The sequence below is a fragment of the Streptomyces sp. NBC_01446 genome, assembly GCF_026340095.1.
Lineage (GTDB): Bacteria > Actinomycetota > Actinomycetes > Streptomycetales > Streptomycetaceae > Streptomyces > Streptomyces aureus.
In genome coordinates this window covers 1,111,884-1,130,887 of the sequence record NZ_JAPEPO010000002.1, presented here as the reverse complement: position 1 = coordinate 1,130,887, position 19,004 = coordinate 1,111,884, and the positions used below count along the sequence as shown (strand labels likewise).

Sequence of the window (19,004 nt, the reverse complement as noted above, 5' to 3'; positions counted from 1 at the left end):
GCGGGTGGTTACCAGGCGGGGGGCGGACGGGACGCTGTACAACTCCCCGACGCGGCGCACCTCGAATCGTGCGGTCCGCATCGGGGACGATCCATTACGGCGTCGTGCCGGCGGTCCGCGTGACATGGTCCGGTGCGACCACTTCCGTGATGCCGCGCGCGGCCAGATGTTCCTTGTCGTCGGCGCGGCTCGCGAGGACCGTGGTGGGCCGGACCCCGTCGGCGGTGAGCCGGGCGAAGGCCTCGAAGACGGCGCCGCCGGGGGCACATACCGAGCGGCGCGGGGCGGACTCGTCGTCACCGGCGTCGACGACGAGCGCGGTGGTGCGGGGCGCGGGCGTACGGGGACGGGCGCGCCGGTCCGCGACGATGCGGGCGAGTGCCTTCGCGGCGGGCTTGGGCTGTCGATCGCTCGTCAACAGGCCCAGACTGTACTCGAGTTCGGGGAAGTCGGCCAGGTCACGGCTGACGTCGTGCGAGCACCACCAGGTCACGCCCCACAGGTCCGGGCAGTCGAGGGCGTTCTCGACGGTCGCCTCGGTGAAGTGCGCCGCGTGCTCGGCCGGGACGAGAGGCGCGGGCGCGCCGACCTCCTGGAGCCAGACGGGCCGGTGCGGATCGCCGGCCCAGGCCTTGGACAGCTCGACGAGGTATGCGCCATGGTGCTCGGTCGCCGTCCCGGTGCGGCCGTGGCGCTGCGCCGTACCGTTGAACACCCACGAATGCACCGCGGTGAGCGCGCCGAGCCGTGCGGAGTGCGTGGGCGTGAACGGCTGGTCGTCCTGGTACCAGGCGGCGTCGTACGAGGCGTGCAGATGGGTCCGCCCCGGCGCTCCCTCCTCGCACGCGGCGAGCACCCGACGCAGCCAACTCCCGGCCTGTTCCCGCGTGATGCGGTCCGGGTCGGGGTGCGGGCCCGCCGCGAACTGGTTGACCTCGTTGCCGATCGTCATGCCGATGAAGTTGGGCCGGTCGGCGAGTGCCCCCGCGAGGGTGCGCAGATACGCCTCCTGGCCCTTGACCACATCAGGGTCGGTGAAGAGGTTCCGCCTGTGCCACGTCTGCGTCCATGCGGGCAGGAAGTCGAAGCTCGACAGGTGGCCCTGCAGACCGTCCACGTTCACGTCGAGCCCGCGTTCGGCCGCCGCGTCGGCGAGCCGGACGAGCTGCTCGACGGCGCGCGGGCGGATCAGGGTGCGGTTGGGCTGGAAGTAGGGCCACAGCGGGAACACCCGGATGTGGTCGAGGCCCAGCGCGGCGATCGAGTCGAGATCGGCGCGCACGGCGTCGAGGTCGAAGTCGAGCCAGTGGTGGAACCACCCCTGGCTGGGGGTGTAGTTGACGCCGAAGCGCACGGCAGAAGTCATGCGGAGTCCTGGTTCTGTGGTACGTGGGGGCCTTGGTGACGAGATGTCCGCGGTACGGACGGTCAGCCCTTGACGGCTCCCTCGCCGACGCCGCGGAAGAAATACCGCTGGAGACAGGCGAAGAGGATGATCAGCGGCGCGACGGCGATGATCGTGCCGGCCGCGACGATCCGCTCGTCGTTGGCGAAGGTGCCGTGCAGATAGTTCAGGCCGATGGTCAGGGTGAACTTCGCCGGGTCGCTGAGCACGATGAGCGGCCACAGGAAGTCGTCCCAGGCGCCCATGAACGCGAAGATCGCGACGACCGCGAGGGTGCCCTTCACGGACGGCAGCGCGATCCGCAGGAACCGCTGCCAGGCGTTCGCCCCGTCGACGTAGGCCGCCTCCTCGATCTCGTAGGGCAGGTTGAGGAACGCGTTGCGCATCAGCAGGACGTTCATGGCGGCGATGCACCCCGGCAGGACCACGCCGACGAGCGTGTTGTTGAGGCCGAGTTCGCGCATCGTCGTGAACTGCGCGATGACGATGCTCTCGACGGGCACCAGCATCGCGAGGATGAACACGAGGGTGGCGATCTTGCGGCCGCGGTAGCGCAGCCGGGCGAGCGCGTAGCCCGCGAGCGCGGAGCCGACGCAGTTGGTGACGACGTTGGCGGTGGCGACCTTCAGGGAGTTGAACGCGTAGTCCCAGACAGGGATGGTGTCGGCGACGCGTTCGTAGTTGTGGAGCGTGGGGTCGGCCGGCAGGAACGTGGGCGGGGAGCTGAAGATGTCCTCGTGCGTCCCTTTGAGCGAGGTGGACAGCTGCCAGAGGAAGGGCCCGACGGTGATCGCGAGCACGGCGAGCAGCAGCGCGTAGCGCAGCACGAGCTCCCAGACACGGATGCGCCGGCCGTTCTCGTCGGTGACGCGCGGCGCACGGCGCCGCCGAACCGGCTTGCGCGTCATGCCTGTTGTGACACGGACGTCCTCGGTGACGCTCACGCGTCCTCCTTCCGGTCGGCGCGGAGCACGAGCAGCATCAGCGCGACGGTGACGACGAAGACGACGACGGAGATCGCCGAGGCGTAGCCGACGCGGCCGGTCAGGCCCGTGCCGGTGCGCTGCACGAGCATCACGAGCGTGGTGTCCTCGCCCGCGGGGCCACCGTTCGGCCCCGCCATCAGATAGACCTCGGAGAACACCTTGAAGGCGGCGACCGAGGAGAGCGCGGCGACCAGGACCATGGTGGAGCGCACGGCGGGCACGGTGACGGTGAAGAAGCGGCGCACCGCGCCCGCACCGTCAACCGAGGCGGCCTCGTGCAGCTCACGCGGCACGTTGGCCAGCGCAGCCAGGTAAATGATCATGTAGTAGCCGAGGCCCTTCCAGACCGTGACGGCCATGGCGCTCAACAGGAGCAGCCACTGGTCGCTGAGGAAGCCGACCCTGCCGATGCCCACGGCTTCGAGCAGTGAGTTCACCAGCCCGCGCTCGTCCAGCATCCACACCCAGATGAGGCCGACCACGACGATGGACGCGACCACCGGCGTGTAGAAGGCCGACCGGAAGAAGGTGATGCCCGGGATGTTCTTCTGGACGAGGAGGGCGAGCAGCAGCGGGAGGAGTACGAGGGCGGGGACGACCCCGACCATGTACAGGACGCTGTTGCGCAGCCCCGTCCAGAACATGTCGTCGTGCAGCAGCTCCCGGAAGTTGGCCAGGCCCACGAACTCGCCGGGGATCAGGGTCCGCCGGTCGGTGAAGGAGTTGACCACGGTGGAGACGAACGGATACAGGATGAAGACGGCGACGACCAGCAGCCCGGGGGCGGCGAACAGCCAGGGGCTGGTGGGCAGATGGCGCCTGACGCGGGAGGCGGGCCGCTCGCCCGACGTCTTCGCGGGTCGCGTCACCTCTGTGTTCGCCGAGGTCTCGGCGGCGGACTTCACGGTCGGAAGGGGACTCGTCATGATGTACGGCTCCGGGGCTCAGCCCTGCTGCTGGAGCAGCCGGTCGCAGGCCTTGACAGCGTTGTCAAGAGCGGTCTTGGGACTCTCCTTGCCCTGCAGGGCCTTGGCGACGGAATTCCGCAGCTCGGTCTTCATCTGCTCGCTGAACAGGACCGGCGTGTAGTTGACCGCGGACTTCAGGGAGTCGGCCGCGGCGATCCGCACCCGCGTCTCGTCCGAGCCGTCCTGCTTCGTGAAGTACGGGTCGTCCAGGGAGCCGGCGGTGCTCGGGAAGATGGCGACCTTCTTGGCGAACTCCATCTGGTGCTGTGCGTCGGTGACGTAGTGCGCGAAGGCCACGGCCGCGGGCTTCTGCTTGGAGCGCGAGTTCACCATCACGCCCATCACGTACATGTTCACCTTGCCGGTGCTGGTGATCTGGTCCGTGATCCCGATGTTCTTGTAGAGGCTCGGCGCCTCCTTCTTGAACTTCGACAGGTCGAGCGCACTGCCCGGGTTCATCGCCACGGCCCCGGTCAGGAACTTCTTGCCGGTCGACTCGGGCGTCGCGGTCAGGGCCTGCGGGTCGAGCGCCTTCGCCTCGTACAACTCCTTGTACTTCGTGAGGAGTTCGACACCCTTGGCGTCGTTGAACGCGAAGCCGGTGCCCTCCTTGTTCATGAGCGGGGCCCCGTAGCGGCCGAAGTCCTCGATGGTGGGGACGTTGGCGAGCGTGGCCACCTTGCCCTTGCTCTTCTTCGCGAGCTGGAGCGCGTCGTCGAACAGCGCGTCGTACGTCTTCGGGGGCTTGGACGCGTCGAGTCCGGCCTTCCTGAACAGGCCCTTGTTGTAGAACAGCGGCCCGGTGTTGAGGTACCAGGGGAAGGCGTACGTGCCGTCCATGCCCGGTATCTGGTGGCTCGCCCAGGCGCCCGGCAGGTACTCCTTCTTGTACTTCGGCGCCGCCTTGTCGAGATCGAGCGCGAGGCCGGCCTTGGCGAGCGGGGCCACGAGGTCGGGGGAGACGTTGACGACGTCGGGCAGCGTGCCGCCGGCGGCGTCGGCGCTGATCTTGTCGGCGTAGCCCTCGCCGGGCTGGTCGATCCACTTCACATGGGTGCCGGGGTACTTCTTCTCGAAGTCCTTGACCAGGCCGTCGAAGTACGGCTTGAAGTTGGCTCTGAGATTCCACGTCTGGAACGTGATGCTGCCTTGGATCTTGCCCGAGGCGTCCGTCGAGCCGCTGTCGTCACCCCCGGAGCCGCACGCGCTCAGCGGCAGGACGACAGCGATGGCGGCGGCAGCGGCTAGTGCTCTGCGAGAGATGGGCACGGTGACACGGCTCCTTTGCGGCGGCGTCGAATGTTGCCGTGCAGACCCTGCATTGCGATCACGGAAAAAGTCAATGCATTCTCGGAAACTGCTGCGAGTCACATCAAGTAATGCCAGCTCAGTGCAGTGGAGTAGACCTTTTGCAGTCCAAGACTAATGCGCTTTAGGGTCTTGAACTCAAGCGCATTAGTGCGCGGATCGCATGCGCTACGCTGGTCGCGGAACCCATCGGGGTTCCACGGGGAAAGGGGCAGCTGTGCCAGCCAAGCGGTCTCCCGCGCGCCGACCGACCATGAAGGACATCGCGCTCAGGGCGGGTGTCTCGGAGAGCGCCGTGTCGTTCGCGCTCAACGACCGGCCAGGGGTCTCCGAGGTCACGCGCGACCGGGTGCGGCGGGTTGCCGAACAGCTCGGCTGGCGGCCCAGCACGGCGGCCCGCGCGCTGTCCGGCGAAGGCGCGGCCACGGTCGGTCTGGTCGTGGCCCGCCCCGCGGACACGCTGGGCGTGGACTCGTTCTTCCTCCAGCTCATCTCGGGCATCCAGGAGGTCCTGGCGGAGCGTCACCTCGGCCTGCTGTTCCAGGTGGTGGAGGACGTCGAGGCGGAGTGCGCCGTCTACCGGCGCTGGTGGGCCGAACACCGGGTGGACGGCGTGCTCGTCGTCGACCCCCGCACCGCCGACCCGCGCCCCGCCCTCCTCGACGAACTCGGGCTGCCCGCCGTGGTGATCGGCGGAGTGCCCGACGCGGAGCACCCCGGCATGTCGACTGTGTGGGCGGACGACGCCGGCGCGATGGCGTCGGTGGTCGACGAGCTGTTCGCGCTCGGGCACCGCCGCATCGTCCACATCGCGGGCCTGCCGGGCCTCGCGCACACCGAGCGGCGCATCCGCACCCTGCGCGCCGAGGCCGAGCGGCGCGGACTGACCGAGGTGCGCTCCGTGACCACGGACTACTCGGACGCCGAGGGCGCCGCGGTCACCCGCCGTGTCATGGAGGGCGACACACCCCCGACCGCGCTGGTCTACGACAACGACGTGATGGCCGTCGCCGGAGTCGCCGCCGCCGGTGAGCTGGGCTTCTCGGTTCCCGGCGACGTCTCGGTGGTGGCCTGGGAGGACTCCCCGCTGTGCCGCATGGTCAAGCCCTGGCTGTCGGCACTCTCCCGCGACACGGTCCAGTTCGGCCGGACCGCGGCCCAGGAACTGACGGCGCTCCTGGACGGCGGCCCCTCGCGGACGGTGCAGGTGCCGCTGCCGCGCCTGATCGAGCGCGACAGCACGGGGGCGGCGCGGGGCGCAGAGGTGGGGGCGAGCGGGGGCAACTGACGTGCGGCCGATGTCAGTTGCCGAGTCCCCGTTACGGACTCCCGCTCACGCACCCCGGCACTTCCGTCAGTGGCCGTGCGGCAGCATCCGGCCGACGGCCTTCCACGCGTCGTGGACGCGGCCGTGGTGAGCGGACGCTGCCACCGGTCCGGCCGCGCGGGGCGAAGGGATCGCCCGCGGCTCCCAGTCGCAGGGCGGAGCCGTACGGGCGGTGCGCGGTCCGCCGTACTCCTCCTCAGGCCCCCTGACGGCGTCGTGTTCCTTGAGGGCCACGCTGATGAGCGTCAGGAGCAGTGCCACGTCGTCGTCGCAGTCGAGCAGCACGGTGATCCACGAGGCACCGGGGCGCACCCGGATCGCGGTGCTGTCGCGCAGCTGTGGAAGGAGGCGTTCGACCGCCGTCCGGGTGAGGTACAGATCCGCCGCATCGTTGGCATGGAAATGCACGATGTCGCACCCCGCTGTCCCGAAGGAGCGCCCTACGGCACACCGGGGAGAGCCACTTACCAGGTTCGGCCACGACTCCAGCTGGGTCATGGCGCGATGGGCCGCGGTCATGTGGACATGGTTGCGCACACTTCACCCCGCCAACCAGCCCTATTCACTGCCTGCTTGATTAATCGGCGGTTTCGGGAACCTCACAAGGGGGTGGAAGGGGACGGCGTGACCCGGCGCCGGGTCACGCGAGCAGGGCCGTCGCAAACGCCTCGCGCTCAGGGGCCGAGCCACGACCGGATCCGGTCCCAGCGCTCCCGGCCGCCGTGGTCGCACCGAGCCTGCGCGCAGACGGGGTCCCGGTCGGCCACGCGCCGGGCGGCGAACGCCCGGCACATTTCGCACGGTCGCGCGCGCGTTCGCCATGCCCCGCCGGTTCGTGTCCCGCCGCAGGCCCCGTGTTCCCCCGTCATGCCCGTCACGTCGGCGGCGCGGGAGGGGGCCTGGTCCCCGAGTCGCTACTGTGCCGAAGTGACCGGATCCGTGCACCTTCCGCTGCTCTTCCTCGACGTCGACGGGCCGCTGATTCCGTTCGGTGGCCCGCCTGACCGCTACCCGACGTATCCTCTGCGCCGGCCGGGATGCCTCGACCCGCTGGGCGCGGACCTGAACCCCCTGCTGGCCAGGATCAACCCCGAGTACGGGCCCCGGCTCGCGGCGCTCCCGTGCGAGCTCGTCTGGGCGACGACCTGGATGGACGACGCCAACGACTGCGTCGCCCCGCGGCTCGGACTGCCGCCGTTGCCGGTCGTGGACTGGCCGGATCCGACGGTGCGGGACGTGCGCGAGGAGTGGCACGGGGCCCGCGGACTCCACTGGAAGACCCGCGCCCTGGTCGGCCAGGCGAAAGGCCGTCCCTTCGCATGGGTCGACGACGAGATCACCGACTTCGACCGCGCCTGGGTCCTCACGCATCACGCGGAACGTGCCCTGCTGCATCGCGTAGACCCTCTACAGGGCCTCACCGAAGCGGACTTCGTCGTCCTGGACGAGTGGTTGCGCGCGGCTGCGTGCTGACCCGGGGCGGTGCCGGCAGGACGGATCGTCAGACCGCCGCCGCCGTGCCGTCGGTGAGGAGTAGTTCCGCGATCACATGGCGGGCGATGGAGGCCATCACCGGGTTGCTCTCCCGGTAGTGCCGGAGCTCCAGGAGGGCGACCGACAGGGCCCAGCCGCGGCCCCGCGCCCAGGCGTCGTCGTCCGCGCCCGAGCCGGTCCGGAAGACCTCGCGCGAACCGGCGGGCAGCAGGTACCAGGCCGCGATGAGGTCGACCGCCGGGTCGCCCAGGCCGAGACACCCGAAGTCGATGACGGCGCTGAGCCGTCCGTCCGCGACGAGCACGTTCCCGGGCTGCAGATCCGCGTGGATCCACACGGCGGGCCCGGCCCACCCGTGCGCCCGCAGGGCCGACTCCCAGACGGCGGTCGCCGCGTCCCCGTCCAGCTCCGCCCGCAGCTCATGGATCGCCGAACGCGTCACTTCGTCCCGCTCCGCCAGCGGCTCGCTGCGATAGGAAGCGGGCCCGCCGGTGGCGTCGGCCCGCCGGAGTACGGTGACGAACTCCGCCAAGTCCTTTGCCAGCATGGCCGGTTCGGAGATACGGCCCGGGGCGGGGTTGGCGCCGTCGAGCCAACGGTAGACGGACCACGGCCACGGGTAGCCCTCGCCGGGAGTTCCCTTGCCAAGTGGCGTGGGGATGGCAAAGGGGAGTGCTGTGGCGAGCAGGGGAAGCCAACGGTGCTCCTTGTCCACGTCCTGCGCGGAGCCCGCAAGGCGGGGGAGCCGCACGGCCATGTCCTCGCCGAGGCGGTACATGGCGTTGGACGTGCCCGCCGAGATGACCTCGGTGAGCGGCAGCCCGGCCCACTCAGGGAACTGCGCGTCGACGAGCCGACGCACCAACGAGGCGTCGATGTCCGCCTCTTCGGGCCGCAACTTACGAGCACACATGGAAGCCTTTCGCTTGAAGTGCTCTCCTCCCTTCGCAAGCTCGGGAAGGAGATTCCCGCCTACCTTGCGGTGGCGGGCTTGGCGCTACGGGTGCGCCTGACGACTGCCCTCCCGGCAGCCGGGATCGCCACGAGGCCGATCCGGTACAGGTGCAGGATGTTCCGGGCCGCGTTCCAGTCGGCGTTGCCGGACCAGCCACAGTCTGGGTTCTTGCACACGAACGTGGCTTGGCCTTCCCGGCTGCCGGGCGTGAGGAAGCCGCATGCGGAGCAGCGCAGGGAAGTGTTCGGGGCGGGAACCCTGTGCAGGGTGCCGCCGTGGCGGGCGGTCTTGTACGTCAGCATGGTCACGGTGCGGCCCCATGCCTCCTGGCTGATGGAGCGGTTCAGGCCGGACTTCTGCGCGACGTTTGTCCCGGGTTCCTCGATGGTGCCCTTGGCCGACTTGACCATGTTCTCGATGTTGAGCTGTTCGGCCACGACCGTGCCGTACTGCTGGGCGATACCGGTGGTGGTCTTGTGCTGCCAGTCAACAGCGCGGCGCGTGGCTTTTGCGCGGAGCTGCTTGATCTGGTCGTAGGTGCGGTTCAGCCGGTGGGAGCTGCGCTCCTTCGGCTTGCGGAAGGACTTGCGGTGCGCGGCCCGTTGTTCCAGGCGGAGCAGCTTGGCCTTTTCATCCGGGTTCAGCCACTTGTCCCGGTCGGCGGTGCCATCCGGGAGCCGGGCGCCTCGTCCGTGATCCTGATGGTTGCCATCGGACAGGGCAAGGGGAAGATTGACCCCGGCGTCGATGCCGATCTCAGGGCCGGTGTGCGGCTCAGGCTTTGATTCCAGAGTCTGGACGCGGAAGGCGATGTGCCATCCGAGTCCGTCTTTGACCAACCGCGCCCCGGTGATCCGATTCTCCCTGTTCGCGAGCTTGCCGACCGGGAGAACCTTGGTCCAGCGGAAGCGGACACGACCGACCTTGGGAATGTTGACCATGCCCCAACGGCGGTGCACACGGGTGATCTGGAGATCGCGGCCCTGCGGGATGTCGACAGACATGACGGTGCGCAAACGGGCCTTGAAGTTCGGTGCGTCCGCACGATGGTCCCAGCAGTTCCGCCACGCCTGGAAGTACGTCTTCAGCACCGCCTGCGCGGCCTGAGCCGGGAGCACTCGGAGCCAGTCGATCTCCTTGCGGGCCTGGCGGATCGCCGCATCAGCGGCGGCCCGGGCACGCTTGTCCTTGGGGAGCATCGTCCACCAGTCGTGCAGGCAGTTCCACATGGTGCGGGCCGCGTGCGCCTGGTCGTCGATGAGCCGGGCCTGTGCAGGCGTCAGCGCCAGCCGGGCACGGTGCCCGAACTGCCGCTTCTCCCAGCCAAGTTCCCTCATCACGATCACTCTACGACGGTTGGCCTATGTCACCACGATGGAATCTGAACCCTCATCCTGATATGCGCATCGGGCGCCACGTCGTTCACCACCTGCACGTCCACTTGGTTTTTTGTCACCAAGTACCGGCGCAAGGCATTCACCGATGCCCTGCTGACGCGCACTGAGGAGATCATGCGCGAGGTCTGCAGGGACTTCGAGGCCGAACTCAAGCAGTTCAACGGCGAGCAGGCAGGCCGCCGGCCCAGCGATTAACCGGCGTCGGCCTCACGCGGCCCGACGCCCGACCTGGGCGTCGAGCGCGGCGCAGAGCCAGTCGTGGGCGGCCCCCGGCGTCGGCCGCGAAGGACCGGTCAGCTCGGCGACGAGCTGCCAGTAGTGGTCGATCCGCGGATCCGCGGCCAGCACCCCGCTGAGCGCACGGCGGAACGCGGGGGTGTCGCGTACGCCCCGTGAGGCGGCGTAGGCGGAGACGAAGCAGTCCAGCGCCTCTCCCTCCCGGGGTGACCGCTGGTCGCACAGGTGAGGTGACGCCAGGGCGTAGGCCTCGCTGAGCCCCTCGTAGAGCACCCCGGGGCGGAACCCGTTTTCCGTACGATGTGCCGCCGGCTGGCCGCGGTCGCCACCCTCGCAGGAACGCGAGGTGAAGGCGTGCAGCCGGGCGAAGGTCAGGACGTGGGCCGGAGTCGGTTCCGCCGGAGGCTGCGGGACGGCCTGGTCGAGGACGGCGGAGACGACGCGCGCGGGCATGCGGAGCGGCAGCCACCGGCGCCAGAAGCGGGCCGGTGCGGCCGTGCTGGGCGGGGCGGACATCGCGCCGACGAGCAGCAGCCGCTCGGCGCGCTCGGCAGGCGTGCAGTCCTGGAGCAGCTGCAGCGCGGCCTCCCGCCAGCGCAGCGCGGCCAGTTGGGAGCCGATGTCCCGCAACTGACCCGCGACGACGTCCTCAAGAGCGCCGTCCAGCCCGTCCTCCCCGCCCAGGACCCGGCGCACGTCCGGCACCGGCAGGCCGAGGGCGCGCAGGGAGCGGATGACGCGGAGCCGGTCGAGCGCCTCGGGCCCGTACCGGCGATGGCCGCCCGTACTGCGGGGGCCTTCGGGCAGCAGACCGCGGTCCGAGTAGAAGCGGACCGTCTTGACAGTGACGCCCGCGCGCTCGGCGAGCTCCCCGATGGACCACATGCTGTCGGCGGGCACGGCTTGAACCTCCCTCAGGGGGAGTTCCTACGGTACCGGCGAGCGCGGACGGCCGGTGCGGCCGGTCCGCGGACCACGGCTTGGGAGGAGACGGGCATGACGGCATTCATTCTGGTGGCGGGGGCCCACACAGGCGGTTGGGTATGGCGTCAAGTGGCCGCCGGGCTGCGGGACTCGGGGGCGCGGGCGTACGAAGTGACGCTCACCGGCATGGACGGCGGCGGTGCTGGTGCGGCGGTGCCGGGCGTGGACCTGGAGACGCACATCGAGGACCTGGTCCGGCTGATCGACCGGGTGGAGGGGCAGGACGTGGTCCTCGTCGGCCACTGCTACGGCATCCACCCGGTGCGCGGTGCCGCGGACCGGCGCCCCGGGCGGATCTCCAGGATCGTCAACGTAGATGTCGGCATCCCCGAGGACGGCGACCCGGCCCTCAAGTTGCTGCCCGCCCGGACGGACCGCGAGCGCGTGCTGAGCCTGGCCCAGGAGAACAGCGCCGGCACGCTGCCCGCGCCGGCGGTGGAGGAGTGGCAGCGCTGGGGCAGCGTCGCCGGCGTCCCGGGTGAGGTGCTGGCACGGCTGACCGAACAGGCCGTTCCCCAGCCCCTGCCCACGCTCACCCAGCCGCTGCGGCTGTCGGGCGCGGTCGCCGAGCTGCCGACGACCGGCGTCCTGTGCACGGCCAACGGGTCGAGCATCGCCGTGGTCGAGACCATGGTGGGCTTGGGTGATCCCGCGTTCCGGGCGCTCGCCGACCCGGGTGTCAGCTTCCTCGAACTCGACACCGGGCACTGGCCGATGCTCTCCGCTCCGCGTGAGCTCGTGGACGTCCTGCTCCGGGCCGCGGCGGGGAAGGGGCACCGGGTGGCCGCCGTGCGTGAGCGGCCCACGCATCTCCGGCCGTTCCTCATGGACGTCAAGGAGCGGCCTCGGGAGCGGACCGGTCGCGTCGACCTGCATCTGCCCGACGCCGACGGTCCCCGGCCGGCTGTGGTGTTCGTCCACGGCGGACCGGTGCCGGCCGGTGCCCGTCCGACACCGCGCGACTGGCCGACCTTCGTGGGCTATGGGCAGTACGTGGCGAACCTGGGAGCCGTCGGTGTGACCGTGGACCACCGGCTCCACGAGCTGACCGCGTACGGGCGGGCCGCCGACGACATCGCCGAGGCGATCGAGCTCGTACGGGCCGATCCGCGGGTGGACGGCGAGCGAGTCGCGCTGTGGTTCGTCTCCGCCGGCGGGCTCCTTGCGGCCGACTGGCTCGCTGCGCCGCCGTCCTGGCTGCGGTGCGTGGCGGCCTCGTACCCGATTCTCGCGCCGCTGCCGGGCTGGGGGCTCGCCGACAGCCGGTTCCGCCCGGCGGCGGCGGTTCGTGGTGCGGGGCGGCTGCCGATCGTGCTGACGCGGGTGGGTCTCGAACGCCCTGAAATCGCGGTGACGGTCGAGGAGTTCGTGTCCGCGGCCGCGGACTGCGGCGCCGCCCTCGAGGTGATCGACGTGCCGCTCGGCCACCACGGTTTCGAGACGACCGACCCCACCGACGCGTCACGCGACGCGGTGCGACGGGCGATGCGCTCGGTGCTCGGACACCTGGGAGCAGGGACCGACTAGGGCGTGTCCGTATCCGGGGTGAGGGTGTGGACCGCGTCGAGGAAGACCCGGCGGTCGGCCGCGGGGAGCCGGGCCAGGAGGCGGTCCTCGTGTGCGTGGATGTCGGCCTGCGCGGACCTGCGCACGCGTCGCCCGTCGTCGGTGATGGAGAGGAGCCGGACTCGGCGGTCGTGCGGGTCCGGGGTGCGGGAGATCAGACCGGACTCCTGCAGCGTGTCCAGTGTGGAGATGATCCGGGTCTTGTCGGCGCCGATCGCCGTCGCGAGCGCGGCCTGGGTTCGGACGGGGCCGTCGTCCAGGGCGCTGAGGACGACGTATCCCCACATCGAGATCCCGTGCGACGCGAGCACCGGCAGCTCGGCGGCGATGAGGGACCGCACCAGGGGCTGCAGCATCGCGGCGAGGTCGCGGCGTCCGCCGTTCTTGGCCATCACGCGCCGATGATAGACGTTGACATGTCATAGGTGCGGGCAGATGATAAGCGTATGCCTACGAATAAGGATCTGGTCGCGCTCGACGCGGAAGCGGTGCGTGCGAGCGTCGACGTGGTGGCGCGGGCGACGGCCGGGGACCTGGCCAGGCCGACACCGTGCGCCGGCTGGACGCTGCGTGAGCTGCTCGGCCACATGACCGCGCAGCACCACGGATTCGCCGCGGCCTCGCGCGGAGAGAAGGACATCGCCCTGTGGCGGCCGCGCCCCCTCGGAGACGACCCCGTGGTGACGTACCGCGAGGCCGCCCAGCACGTCCTGGAGGCCTTCGCCGTCGACGGGGTGACGGAGCGGGCGTTCCCCCTCCCGGAGATCCGCGACGGCGGACCCTTCCCGGGAGCACAGGCCGTCAGCTTCCACTTCATCGACTACGTCGTGCACTCCTGGGACGTGGCGCGGACGCTGGGGCACACGGTGACGTTCGACCCCGAACTCCTCGACGTGGCACTCACCGTGGCGCGAGCGGTGCCCGCAGGGGAGGCGCGCCGCGGCCCCCGTGCGGCCTTCGCGCCGGCGGTCACGGCCGACGGCGGGTCCCGGCTGGACGAGATCGTCGCGATCCTGGGCCGCTCACCGGCATGGCAGCCGGCCCCCGCCTAGGGACACGTTCGCACCGCCGTAATACGGAGTGTTCGGCCCGACAGCGGTGTGCCGGTCACGCGCTCCGTCCCGCGAGGACCCCGCGCGGGGTGAGCCGCTTGCGGAGCGCTCCGAACAGGGCGTCCGCGGCCAGCGCCAGGAACGCCACCCACAGAGCGGCGGCGATCACCCCCGACAAGCCGTACGACACCTGGTTCAGGATGATGTCGCCCAGTCCGCCGCCGCCGGCGACCGCGGCCAGGGTCGCGCTGGAGATGACGTACACCGCCGCGATCCTGATGCCGGTGAAGAGCACCGGCAGGGCCAGGGGCAGTTCGATGCGGGTGAGGATCTGCCACTCCGTCAGGCCCATGCCGCGTCCGGCGCGCACCAGATCCGGGTCCACCTGCTCCACCGAGAGGTACGCGTGTGTGAGCACCGGTGGGACCGCCATCACCACCAGTGCCGTCAGTACATTGACGAAACCGATGCCCAGCAGCCCGAGGAAGATCGCGATGAGCGCCAGCGAGGGCAGCGCACGGCCGATGTTGGAGATGCTGACGGTGAGGAAGGAACCCTTGCCGCGGTGGCCGAGCCACACGCCGAGCGGGAGGGCGAGGACGAGGGCCACCGCGACGGCGGCGGCCGACAGTTTCAGATGGTCCACCGTGCGGTCGGCCAGGAGCCCGAAGTGGTCGGTCATGAACGAGAAACTGGCGAAGAAGGTGTGCATCAGACGGTCCTCCGCGTCCGGGCCCACGGCGTGAGCAGCCGTCCCACCAGCACGATCAGTCCGTCCGCCGCCAGCGCGAGCGCGACGGCCAGCAGCCCGGCCCCGATGAACTGCGTGTTGAACGGCGACTGAAGGCCCTGGATGATCGGCGAGCCGAGCCCCTGGTCGATGATGAACGCGGCGACCTCCACCACGCTGATCGTGGTCACCGTCGCCACGCGCAGCCCGCTGATCACCGCGGGCAGAGCCAGCGGAAGTTCGATGCGCCAGAGGATCTCGCGCCGCGTGAGCCCCATGCCCTCGCCCGCCCGGCGCACCTCCTCCGGCACCTCACCGAGGCCCGTCAGCGACGACTTGAACAGCACCATCAGCGTGTACGACACCAGCGCGATCTCCGCGGTGAGGACGGAGAGGCCGAACACCGGGACGAGCAGCGTGAACAGGGCCATCGGCGGGATCGTGTAGAGGAACGAGGTCAGACCGCCGAGAGGCTTCACCAGACGGCGCCGGAAGTGCGCGAGCAGCGCCAGCGGAAACGCGATGAGGAAGCCGACACCGACCGCGATCACCGTGAGCCGTACATGCTGGACGAGCGCGGGCCCGAACATGCTGGAGAAGTTGGCGGTGAACCAGTCGACGCAGAACAGGCCGTTGTCGCGCACGCAGGAACTGACCGTTCCGAAGTCGGGGATCACCGGCCGCGGGCCGGTCGCCGCGAGCAGGGCGGAGCTCACGCCGCCTCCCTGATGAGGTCCACGGTGACGCTGCCGACGGTCTTCCCCGACTCGTCCGCGACCGGCAGCCGCTCGGCGCCTCCCGCGAGCAGCGCCGACAGCGCGGTCCGCAGGGTGTCGCCGGTGCGGAGCGACGCCTCGTCGTCGCCGGTCGCCGGGTCGAGCTTCAGCTCGCCGAGGCTGCGCAACGTGAGCGCCTTGAGGCCGCGGTCCGTGCCGACGAAACGCGCCACGTAGTCGTCGGCGGGCGCGCGCAGGATGCGTTCGGGGGAGTCGTACTGGAGGAGCCTTCCGCCCTGGGCGAGGATCGCGACGCGGTCGCCCATGCGGACGGCCTCGTCGATGTCGTGACTCACGAACAGCGTGGTCTTGCGGACCTGTTCGTGCAGCCGCAGGAACTCGTCCTGCATGTGCTCGCGCGTCACCGGGTCCAGCGCACCGAACGGCTCGTCCATCAGCATGATCGGCGGGTCCGCTGCCAACGCCCGTGCGATGCCGACGCGTTGGCGCTGCCCGCCGGACAGCTGGGCGGGATAGCGGTCCGCGTACTCCTTGTGGGGAAGGCCGACCAGTTCGAGCAGCTCGCGGACGCGGTCGGCGGTCCGTGACCGCTTCCAGCCGAGGACCTGCGGGACCGTCGCGATGTTCTCCTCGATCGTCATGTGCGGGAAGAGCCCCGCCTGCTGGATGACGTAGCCGATGGAGCGGCGCAGTTCGATGACGTCCTGGTCGCGGATGCTGCGCCCGTCGATGCGGATGTCGCCGGACGTCAGCTCGGTGAGCCGGTTGACGAGGGTGAGCGCGGTCGTCTTGCCGCAGCCGGACGCCCCGAGCAGGACGCAGATCTCCCCGGCCGGGACGGTCAGGGACAGTGCGTCCACGGCGGGTTCGGCGGAGCCCGCGTAGGTCTTGGTGGCCGCGTCGAAGACGATGTCGGCAGCGCTCTGCATGATCGTGGACTCCTCGGTCATTTCAGGTCGTTGGCGCGCAGGAATCGGTCGGCGACCTTCGCCGGGCTCAGCCGCATCATGGCGGCGGCCTCGTTCAGCGCCTGCATGGCCTTCTCGGTGAGCAGCGCGTTCACCGCGTCGAGCGGCTCGGTGAGCCGGCTGCCGTACCGCTCGACGAGCGAGCGCCGCACCACCGGCGACACGTTCTGGAAGCCGAAGATCGCCTGGTCGTCCTCCAGGACGGTGAAGTCGTAGCGCCGCAGCTGGGGGTCGGTGGTGAAGACGTCGGCGGCGTCCACGTCACCGTTCTTGAGCGCCGGGTACTGCAGGCCGATGTTGAGCGGCCTGACCTTCATGGCGGAGAGCCGGTACGCCTTGACGATGGCGTCGTAACCGAGCGGGCCCGTGATGTTGTCGGGGTACTCGGCGTACGAGATCCGCCCCATCCGGCGCAGATCGCCGACGGTCCGCAGCCCGTACTTGCGGGCGTCGGAGGTGCGCACGGCGACGGCGTTGCGGTTCTGGAACGGGGTGGGTCTCAGCAGGGTGAGACCGCGCCCCTCCTCGAACCGCTTCGCCGCCTCATACGTTCCGTGCGCCGTGACCGGCATCCGCTTCGGCATCGCGAACGTCTGGAGGATGACGCCCGTGTACTCGGGATAGAGGTCGATCTGGTGGCTGCGCAGCGCTCGGTCGATGATGTCGGCGCTGCCGATGTTCGACTTGAGGACGACCTGGAAGCCACGGGCCGTGAGGATCTGCGCGTACAGCTCGCCCATCACCCACGACTCGGTGAACTGCTTCGAGCCGACGGTGATCACGGGGCCGGTGCCCGCGACGGAGCCGGCCGCCGTGCTCACCCCGGCGGCGGCCGCGACGGCGAGGGAGCCGGTGAGCAGGGTGCGGCGGCGCATGCTCACACTCCCCGGCGAGGTATCACGGCATCGGTGGTGCGGTGGTGCACGCGGTCGTCCCCCTCGTAGGCGGTGATGGTATTGGTGACAGTGAACGCCTCAGCGTCGGCGCGCATGTGACTGACCGTCACGACCTTCCAGCTCCAGCCGCCGCGCCCGCCCTCCTCGGTGCGTTCGCACCGGACGAGCGCGGAGTGCGGATCACCTTCGGTGAGCGTGAAGCGGTCGACGCTGTCGGCGCGCCGCCAGGACCCGTCCGCGAGGTCGGTGAACTCGCCGTCGTCGACGCGGAGGGTGACGACGGTCGTGCCGCTCACCGGATCGTGCTCGACGCGGCGCCCGGTGACCCCGGGGGACTGGCGCAGCGGCGCGGGCAGATCCGGCAGGGGCACCCCGTACGGGCGCAGCTTCGCGTCGTCGGCGCTCGCCGGGCGTACGGGCAGGTGCAGCGCGGCGGACGGCGCCGGGTGGAGGGTGACCGTGACGGGCCGCGGCGAGGGCCAGGCCAGGGGCCAGTACGAGGCCGAGACCGCGACGCGGATGCGGTGACCGGGCGCGAAGGAGTGCGCGGTCGCCACCAGCGGCACGGTCACGTCGTAGGCGCGCCCCGGCTCAAGAGCCTGCGGATCCTCGTGGCCGTCGCGATGGGTGAGGTTGAGCAGACCGCGCGTGACGAGACGCGAACTGCCGTCGGGCGCGACGTCGTTGAGGCGTACGGCGAGCTGCGCGTCCGGGCCGTCGGCGCTGACCCGAAGGGTCACGGTCGGCACGCCGAGGATCTCCGCGCTCTCGTCGAGGGGCACGGTCGTGAACGTGTGCGAGAGACCGTCGTCACCGCCCTGCGCCCCGAACTGACCTGCCGCGTCGCCGAATTGGAGCCAGCTGCCACCCGCGATGCCGATCATCCGAGTGCTGTCGAGGTGCGCGGCACGCTCGCGCAGCGGATCGCTCCCGGCGGCCGTCCCCGCCGACTCGCCGGCCAGGGCGTACGCGCGCCGCTCGATCCGGGGCGACGGCCAGCTCTCCTCGGCGACCCAGCGCCCCGGCCGCACATCGCGGTCGCTGCCGGGCGCCGCCCACTCGGGCATCCACACCCGCAGCGCCGGATCGTCCAGGGCGCCGCTGTCCCGCTCGCGCAAGAACTGGTCGAACCAGCGCACGACCTCGGCGTGGAAGTCGATGGCGGGACCGGGCTCGGCCTGGTGCGGATAGGTGTGGGCCCACGGCCCCACCAGTCCCCGCACCGGCACTTCGAGCCCTTCGAGCAGCCGCAGTACGGCCCCGCAGTACGGGTCGTGCCAGCCGCCGACGGCAAGCACCGGAGCCTGGATCGCGCCGAAGTCCTCGCACACGGACCCGTGCTTCCAGTACGCGTCGCGCGCCTGGTGCCGCAGCCACTCCTCCACGTACACGGGGGTGTCCGCCATCCGCCGCAGCCACTGCTCGCGCCAGCCGTCGCCGACGACGGCCGGATCGGCGGGGCGGGCGTTGTAGGCCAGCATGGTCGACGCCCACGGCAGCATCTCGGAGGCGATCAGTGAGCCGCCGGTGTAGTGGACGTCGTCCGCATACCGGTCGTCCGTCGAGCAGACCGTGACGACCGCCTTGAGCGCGGGCGGGCGCAGCGCGGCGATCTGGAGGCCGTTGAAGCCGCCCCAGGACTTGCCGATCATGCCGACGTTCCCGTCGCACCACGGCTGCCGCGCCAGCCAATCGATCACCTCGACGCCGTCGGCCAGTTCCTGCCGCGCGTACTCGTCGAGCATCAGTCCGTCCGAGTCGCCGCTGCCGCGCAGGTCGACGCGGACGGCGGCGTAGCCGGCCTCGGCGAAGCGGGCGTGGAGGCTGTTGTCGCGTGCCGCGGTCGCGTCGTTCTTGCGGTACGGGATGTACTCGAGGACCGCGGGGGCGGGGTGGCTCCCGGCGGCGGGCAGCCACACGCGGGCGGCGAGCCGTGTGCCGTCCGCCAGAGGGATCCAGAGGTGGCGCAGCAGATTCGACGGTGCGTCGGGCAA

The 19,004-nt window shown here is 70.6% G+C and carries 18 protein-coding genes and 2 pseudogenes; 5 read left to right on the top strand and 15 right to left on the bottom strand.

What is annotated here, in order from left to right; translation table 11 throughout:
- Nucleotides 1-94: 94 nt before the first annotated feature.
- The 4 genes from OG456_RS42915 to OG456_RS42900 form a co-directional block, all read right to left on the bottom strand.
- Nucleotides 95-1,366, bottom strand: coding sequence for a glycosyl hydrolase (locus tag OG456_RS42915; RefSeq protein ID WP_266570500.1), 1,272 nt, complete (start codon nucleotides 1,364-1,366; stop codon nucleotides 95-97).
- Nucleotides 1,367-1,428: 62 nt separating this feature from the next.
- Complete coding sequence (locus OG456_RS42910) at nucleotides 1,429-2,313, bottom strand: carbohydrate ABC transporter permease (RefSeq protein WP_266570782.1); 885 nt, start codon at nucleotides 2,311-2,313, stop codon at nucleotides 1,429-1,431.
- A 32-nt stretch (nucleotides 2,314-2,345) separates the two neighbouring features.
- A complete protein-coding gene (locus OG456_RS42905) occupies nucleotides 2,346-3,317 on the bottom strand; it encodes a carbohydrate ABC transporter permease (protein ID WP_266570499.1) in 972 nt (323 codons plus the stop codon).
- A gap of 18 nt (nucleotides 3,318-3,335) precedes the next feature.
- A complete protein-coding gene (locus tag OG456_RS42900; RefSeq protein WP_266570498.1) occupies nucleotides 3,336-4,628 on the bottom strand; it encodes an ABC transporter substrate-binding protein in 1,293 nt (430 codons plus the stop codon).
- Between the two features lie 256 nt (nucleotides 4,629-4,884).
- Between OG456_RS42900 and OG456_RS42895 the strand changes: the two genes are divergently transcribed.
- Nucleotides 4,885-5,955, top strand: a complete 1,071-nt coding sequence (locus tag OG456_RS42895) for a LacI family DNA-binding transcriptional regulator (protein WP_266570497.1) — start codon at nucleotides 4,885-4,887, stop codon at nucleotides 5,953-5,955.
- Between the two features lie 66 nt (nucleotides 5,956-6,021).
- Here the strand turns inward: OG456_RS42895 and OG456_RS42890 are convergent, their stop codons facing one another.
- Both OG456_RS42890 and OG456_RS42885 read right to left on the bottom strand, forming a co-directional pair.
- Entirely contained in the window at nucleotides 6,022-6,492 is a 471-nt protein-coding gene (locus OG456_RS42890) for a luciferase family protein (protein ID WP_266570781.1), read from the bottom strand.
- Between the two features lie 142 nt (nucleotides 6,493-6,634).
- Nucleotides 6,635-6,791 (bottom strand): annotated as a pseudogene (locus OG456_RS42885) (aminoglycoside phosphotransferase family protein); the annotation flags it as partial.
- Nucleotides 6,792-6,921: 130 nt separating this feature from the next.
- Between OG456_RS42885 and OG456_RS42880 the strand changes: the two are divergent.
- Nucleotides 6,922-7,467, top strand: a complete 546-nt coding sequence (locus tag OG456_RS42880; protein WP_266570496.1) for an HAD domain-containing protein — start codon at nucleotides 6,922-6,924, stop codon at nucleotides 7,465-7,467.
- Nucleotides 7,468-7,495: 28 nt separating this feature from the next.
- Here OG456_RS42880 and OG456_RS42875 read toward each other — a convergent pair whose 3' ends face one another.
- Both OG456_RS42875 and OG456_RS42870 read right to left on the bottom strand, forming a co-directional pair.
- Nucleotides 7,496-8,401 (bottom strand): aminoglycoside phosphotransferase family protein, encoded by a 906-nt coding sequence (locus OG456_RS42875; RefSeq protein ID WP_266570495.1) that lies wholly within the window; start codon nucleotides 8,399-8,401, stop codon nucleotides 7,496-7,498.
- A 59-nt stretch (nucleotides 8,402-8,460) separates the two neighbouring features.
- Entirely contained in the window at nucleotides 8,461-9,780 is a 1,320-nt protein-coding gene (locus OG456_RS42870; protein ID WP_266570494.1) for a transposase, read from the bottom strand.
- A 26-nt stretch (nucleotides 9,781-9,806) separates the two neighbouring features.
- On the opposite strand from OG456_RS42870, the pseudogene OG456_RS42865 reads away from it, so the two are divergent.
- Nucleotides 9,807-10,008: pseudogene (locus OG456_RS42865) on the top strand (transposase); the annotation flags it as partial.
- Between the two features lie 39 nt (nucleotides 10,009-10,047).
- On the opposite strand, the gene OG456_RS42860 reads toward OG456_RS42865, so the two are convergent.
- Nucleotides 10,048-10,962: a MerR family transcriptional regulator gene (locus tag OG456_RS42860; RefSeq protein WP_266570780.1), complete on the bottom strand. Its 915-nt coding sequence runs from the start codon at nucleotides 10,960-10,962 to the stop codon at nucleotides 10,048-10,050.
- Nucleotides 10,963-11,073: 111 nt separating this feature from the next.
- Here OG456_RS42860 and OG456_RS42855 point away from each other — a divergent pair, with 111 nt between their 5' ends.
- Nucleotides 11,074-12,588 (top strand): alpha/beta fold hydrolase, encoded by a 1,515-nt coding sequence (locus OG456_RS42855; RefSeq protein WP_266570493.1) that lies wholly within the window; start codon nucleotides 11,074-11,076, stop codon nucleotides 12,586-12,588.
- On the opposite strand, the gene OG456_RS42850 is transcribed toward OG456_RS42855, so the two are convergent.
- Entirely contained in the window at nucleotides 12,585-13,019 is a 435-nt protein-coding gene (locus OG456_RS42850; protein WP_266570779.1) for a MarR family winged helix-turn-helix transcriptional regulator, read from the bottom strand. The genes OG456_RS42855 and OG456_RS42850 overlap by 4 nt on opposite strands.
- A gap of 54 nt (nucleotides 13,020-13,073) precedes the next feature.
- Here OG456_RS42850 and OG456_RS42845 point away from each other — a divergent pair, with 54 nt between their 5' ends.
- Complete coding sequence (locus OG456_RS42845; RefSeq protein WP_266570492.1) at nucleotides 13,074-13,679, top strand: TIGR03086 family metal-binding protein; 606 nt, start codon at nucleotides 13,074-13,076, stop codon at nucleotides 13,677-13,679.
- A gap of 55 nt (nucleotides 13,680-13,734) precedes the next feature.
- Here OG456_RS42845 and OG456_RS42840 read toward each other — a convergent pair whose 3' ends face one another.
- From OG456_RS42840 to OG456_RS42820, 5 genes are read right to left on the bottom strand one after another with little or no spacing between them, the layout of a single operon-like run.
- Nucleotides 13,735-14,391 (bottom strand): ABC transporter permease, encoded by a 657-nt coding sequence (locus tag OG456_RS42840; RefSeq protein WP_266570491.1) that lies wholly within the window; start codon nucleotides 14,389-14,391, stop codon nucleotides 13,735-13,737.
- The gene (locus OG456_RS42835; protein WP_266570490.1) at nucleotides 14,391-15,125 is read right to left on the bottom strand and encodes an ABC transporter permease; all 735 of its coding nucleotides are present in this window, start codon (nucleotides 15,123-15,125) and stop codon (nucleotides 14,391-14,393) included. The genes OG456_RS42840 and OG456_RS42835 overlap by 1 nt, the downstream gene beginning before the upstream one ends.
- Nucleotides 15,122-16,096 carry an ABC transporter ATP-binding protein gene (locus OG456_RS42830; protein ID WP_266570489.1) on the bottom strand — a complete coding sequence of 325 codons (975 nt, stop codon included), beginning with the start codon at nucleotides 16,094-16,096 and terminating at the stop codon, nucleotides 15,122-15,124. The genes OG456_RS42835 and OG456_RS42830 overlap by 4 nt, the downstream gene beginning before the upstream one ends.
- Nucleotides 16,093-16,989: a glycine betaine ABC transporter substrate-binding protein gene (locus OG456_RS42825; RefSeq protein ID WP_266570488.1), complete on the bottom strand. Its 897-nt coding sequence runs from the start codon at nucleotides 16,987-16,989 to the stop codon at nucleotides 16,093-16,095. The genes OG456_RS42830 and OG456_RS42825 overlap by 4 nt, the downstream gene beginning before the upstream one ends.
- A gap of 2 nt (nucleotides 16,990-16,991) precedes the next feature.
- A complete protein-coding gene (locus OG456_RS42820) occupies nucleotides 16,992-19,004 on the bottom strand; it encodes a CocE/NonD family hydrolase (protein WP_266570487.1) in 2,013 nt (670 codons plus the stop codon).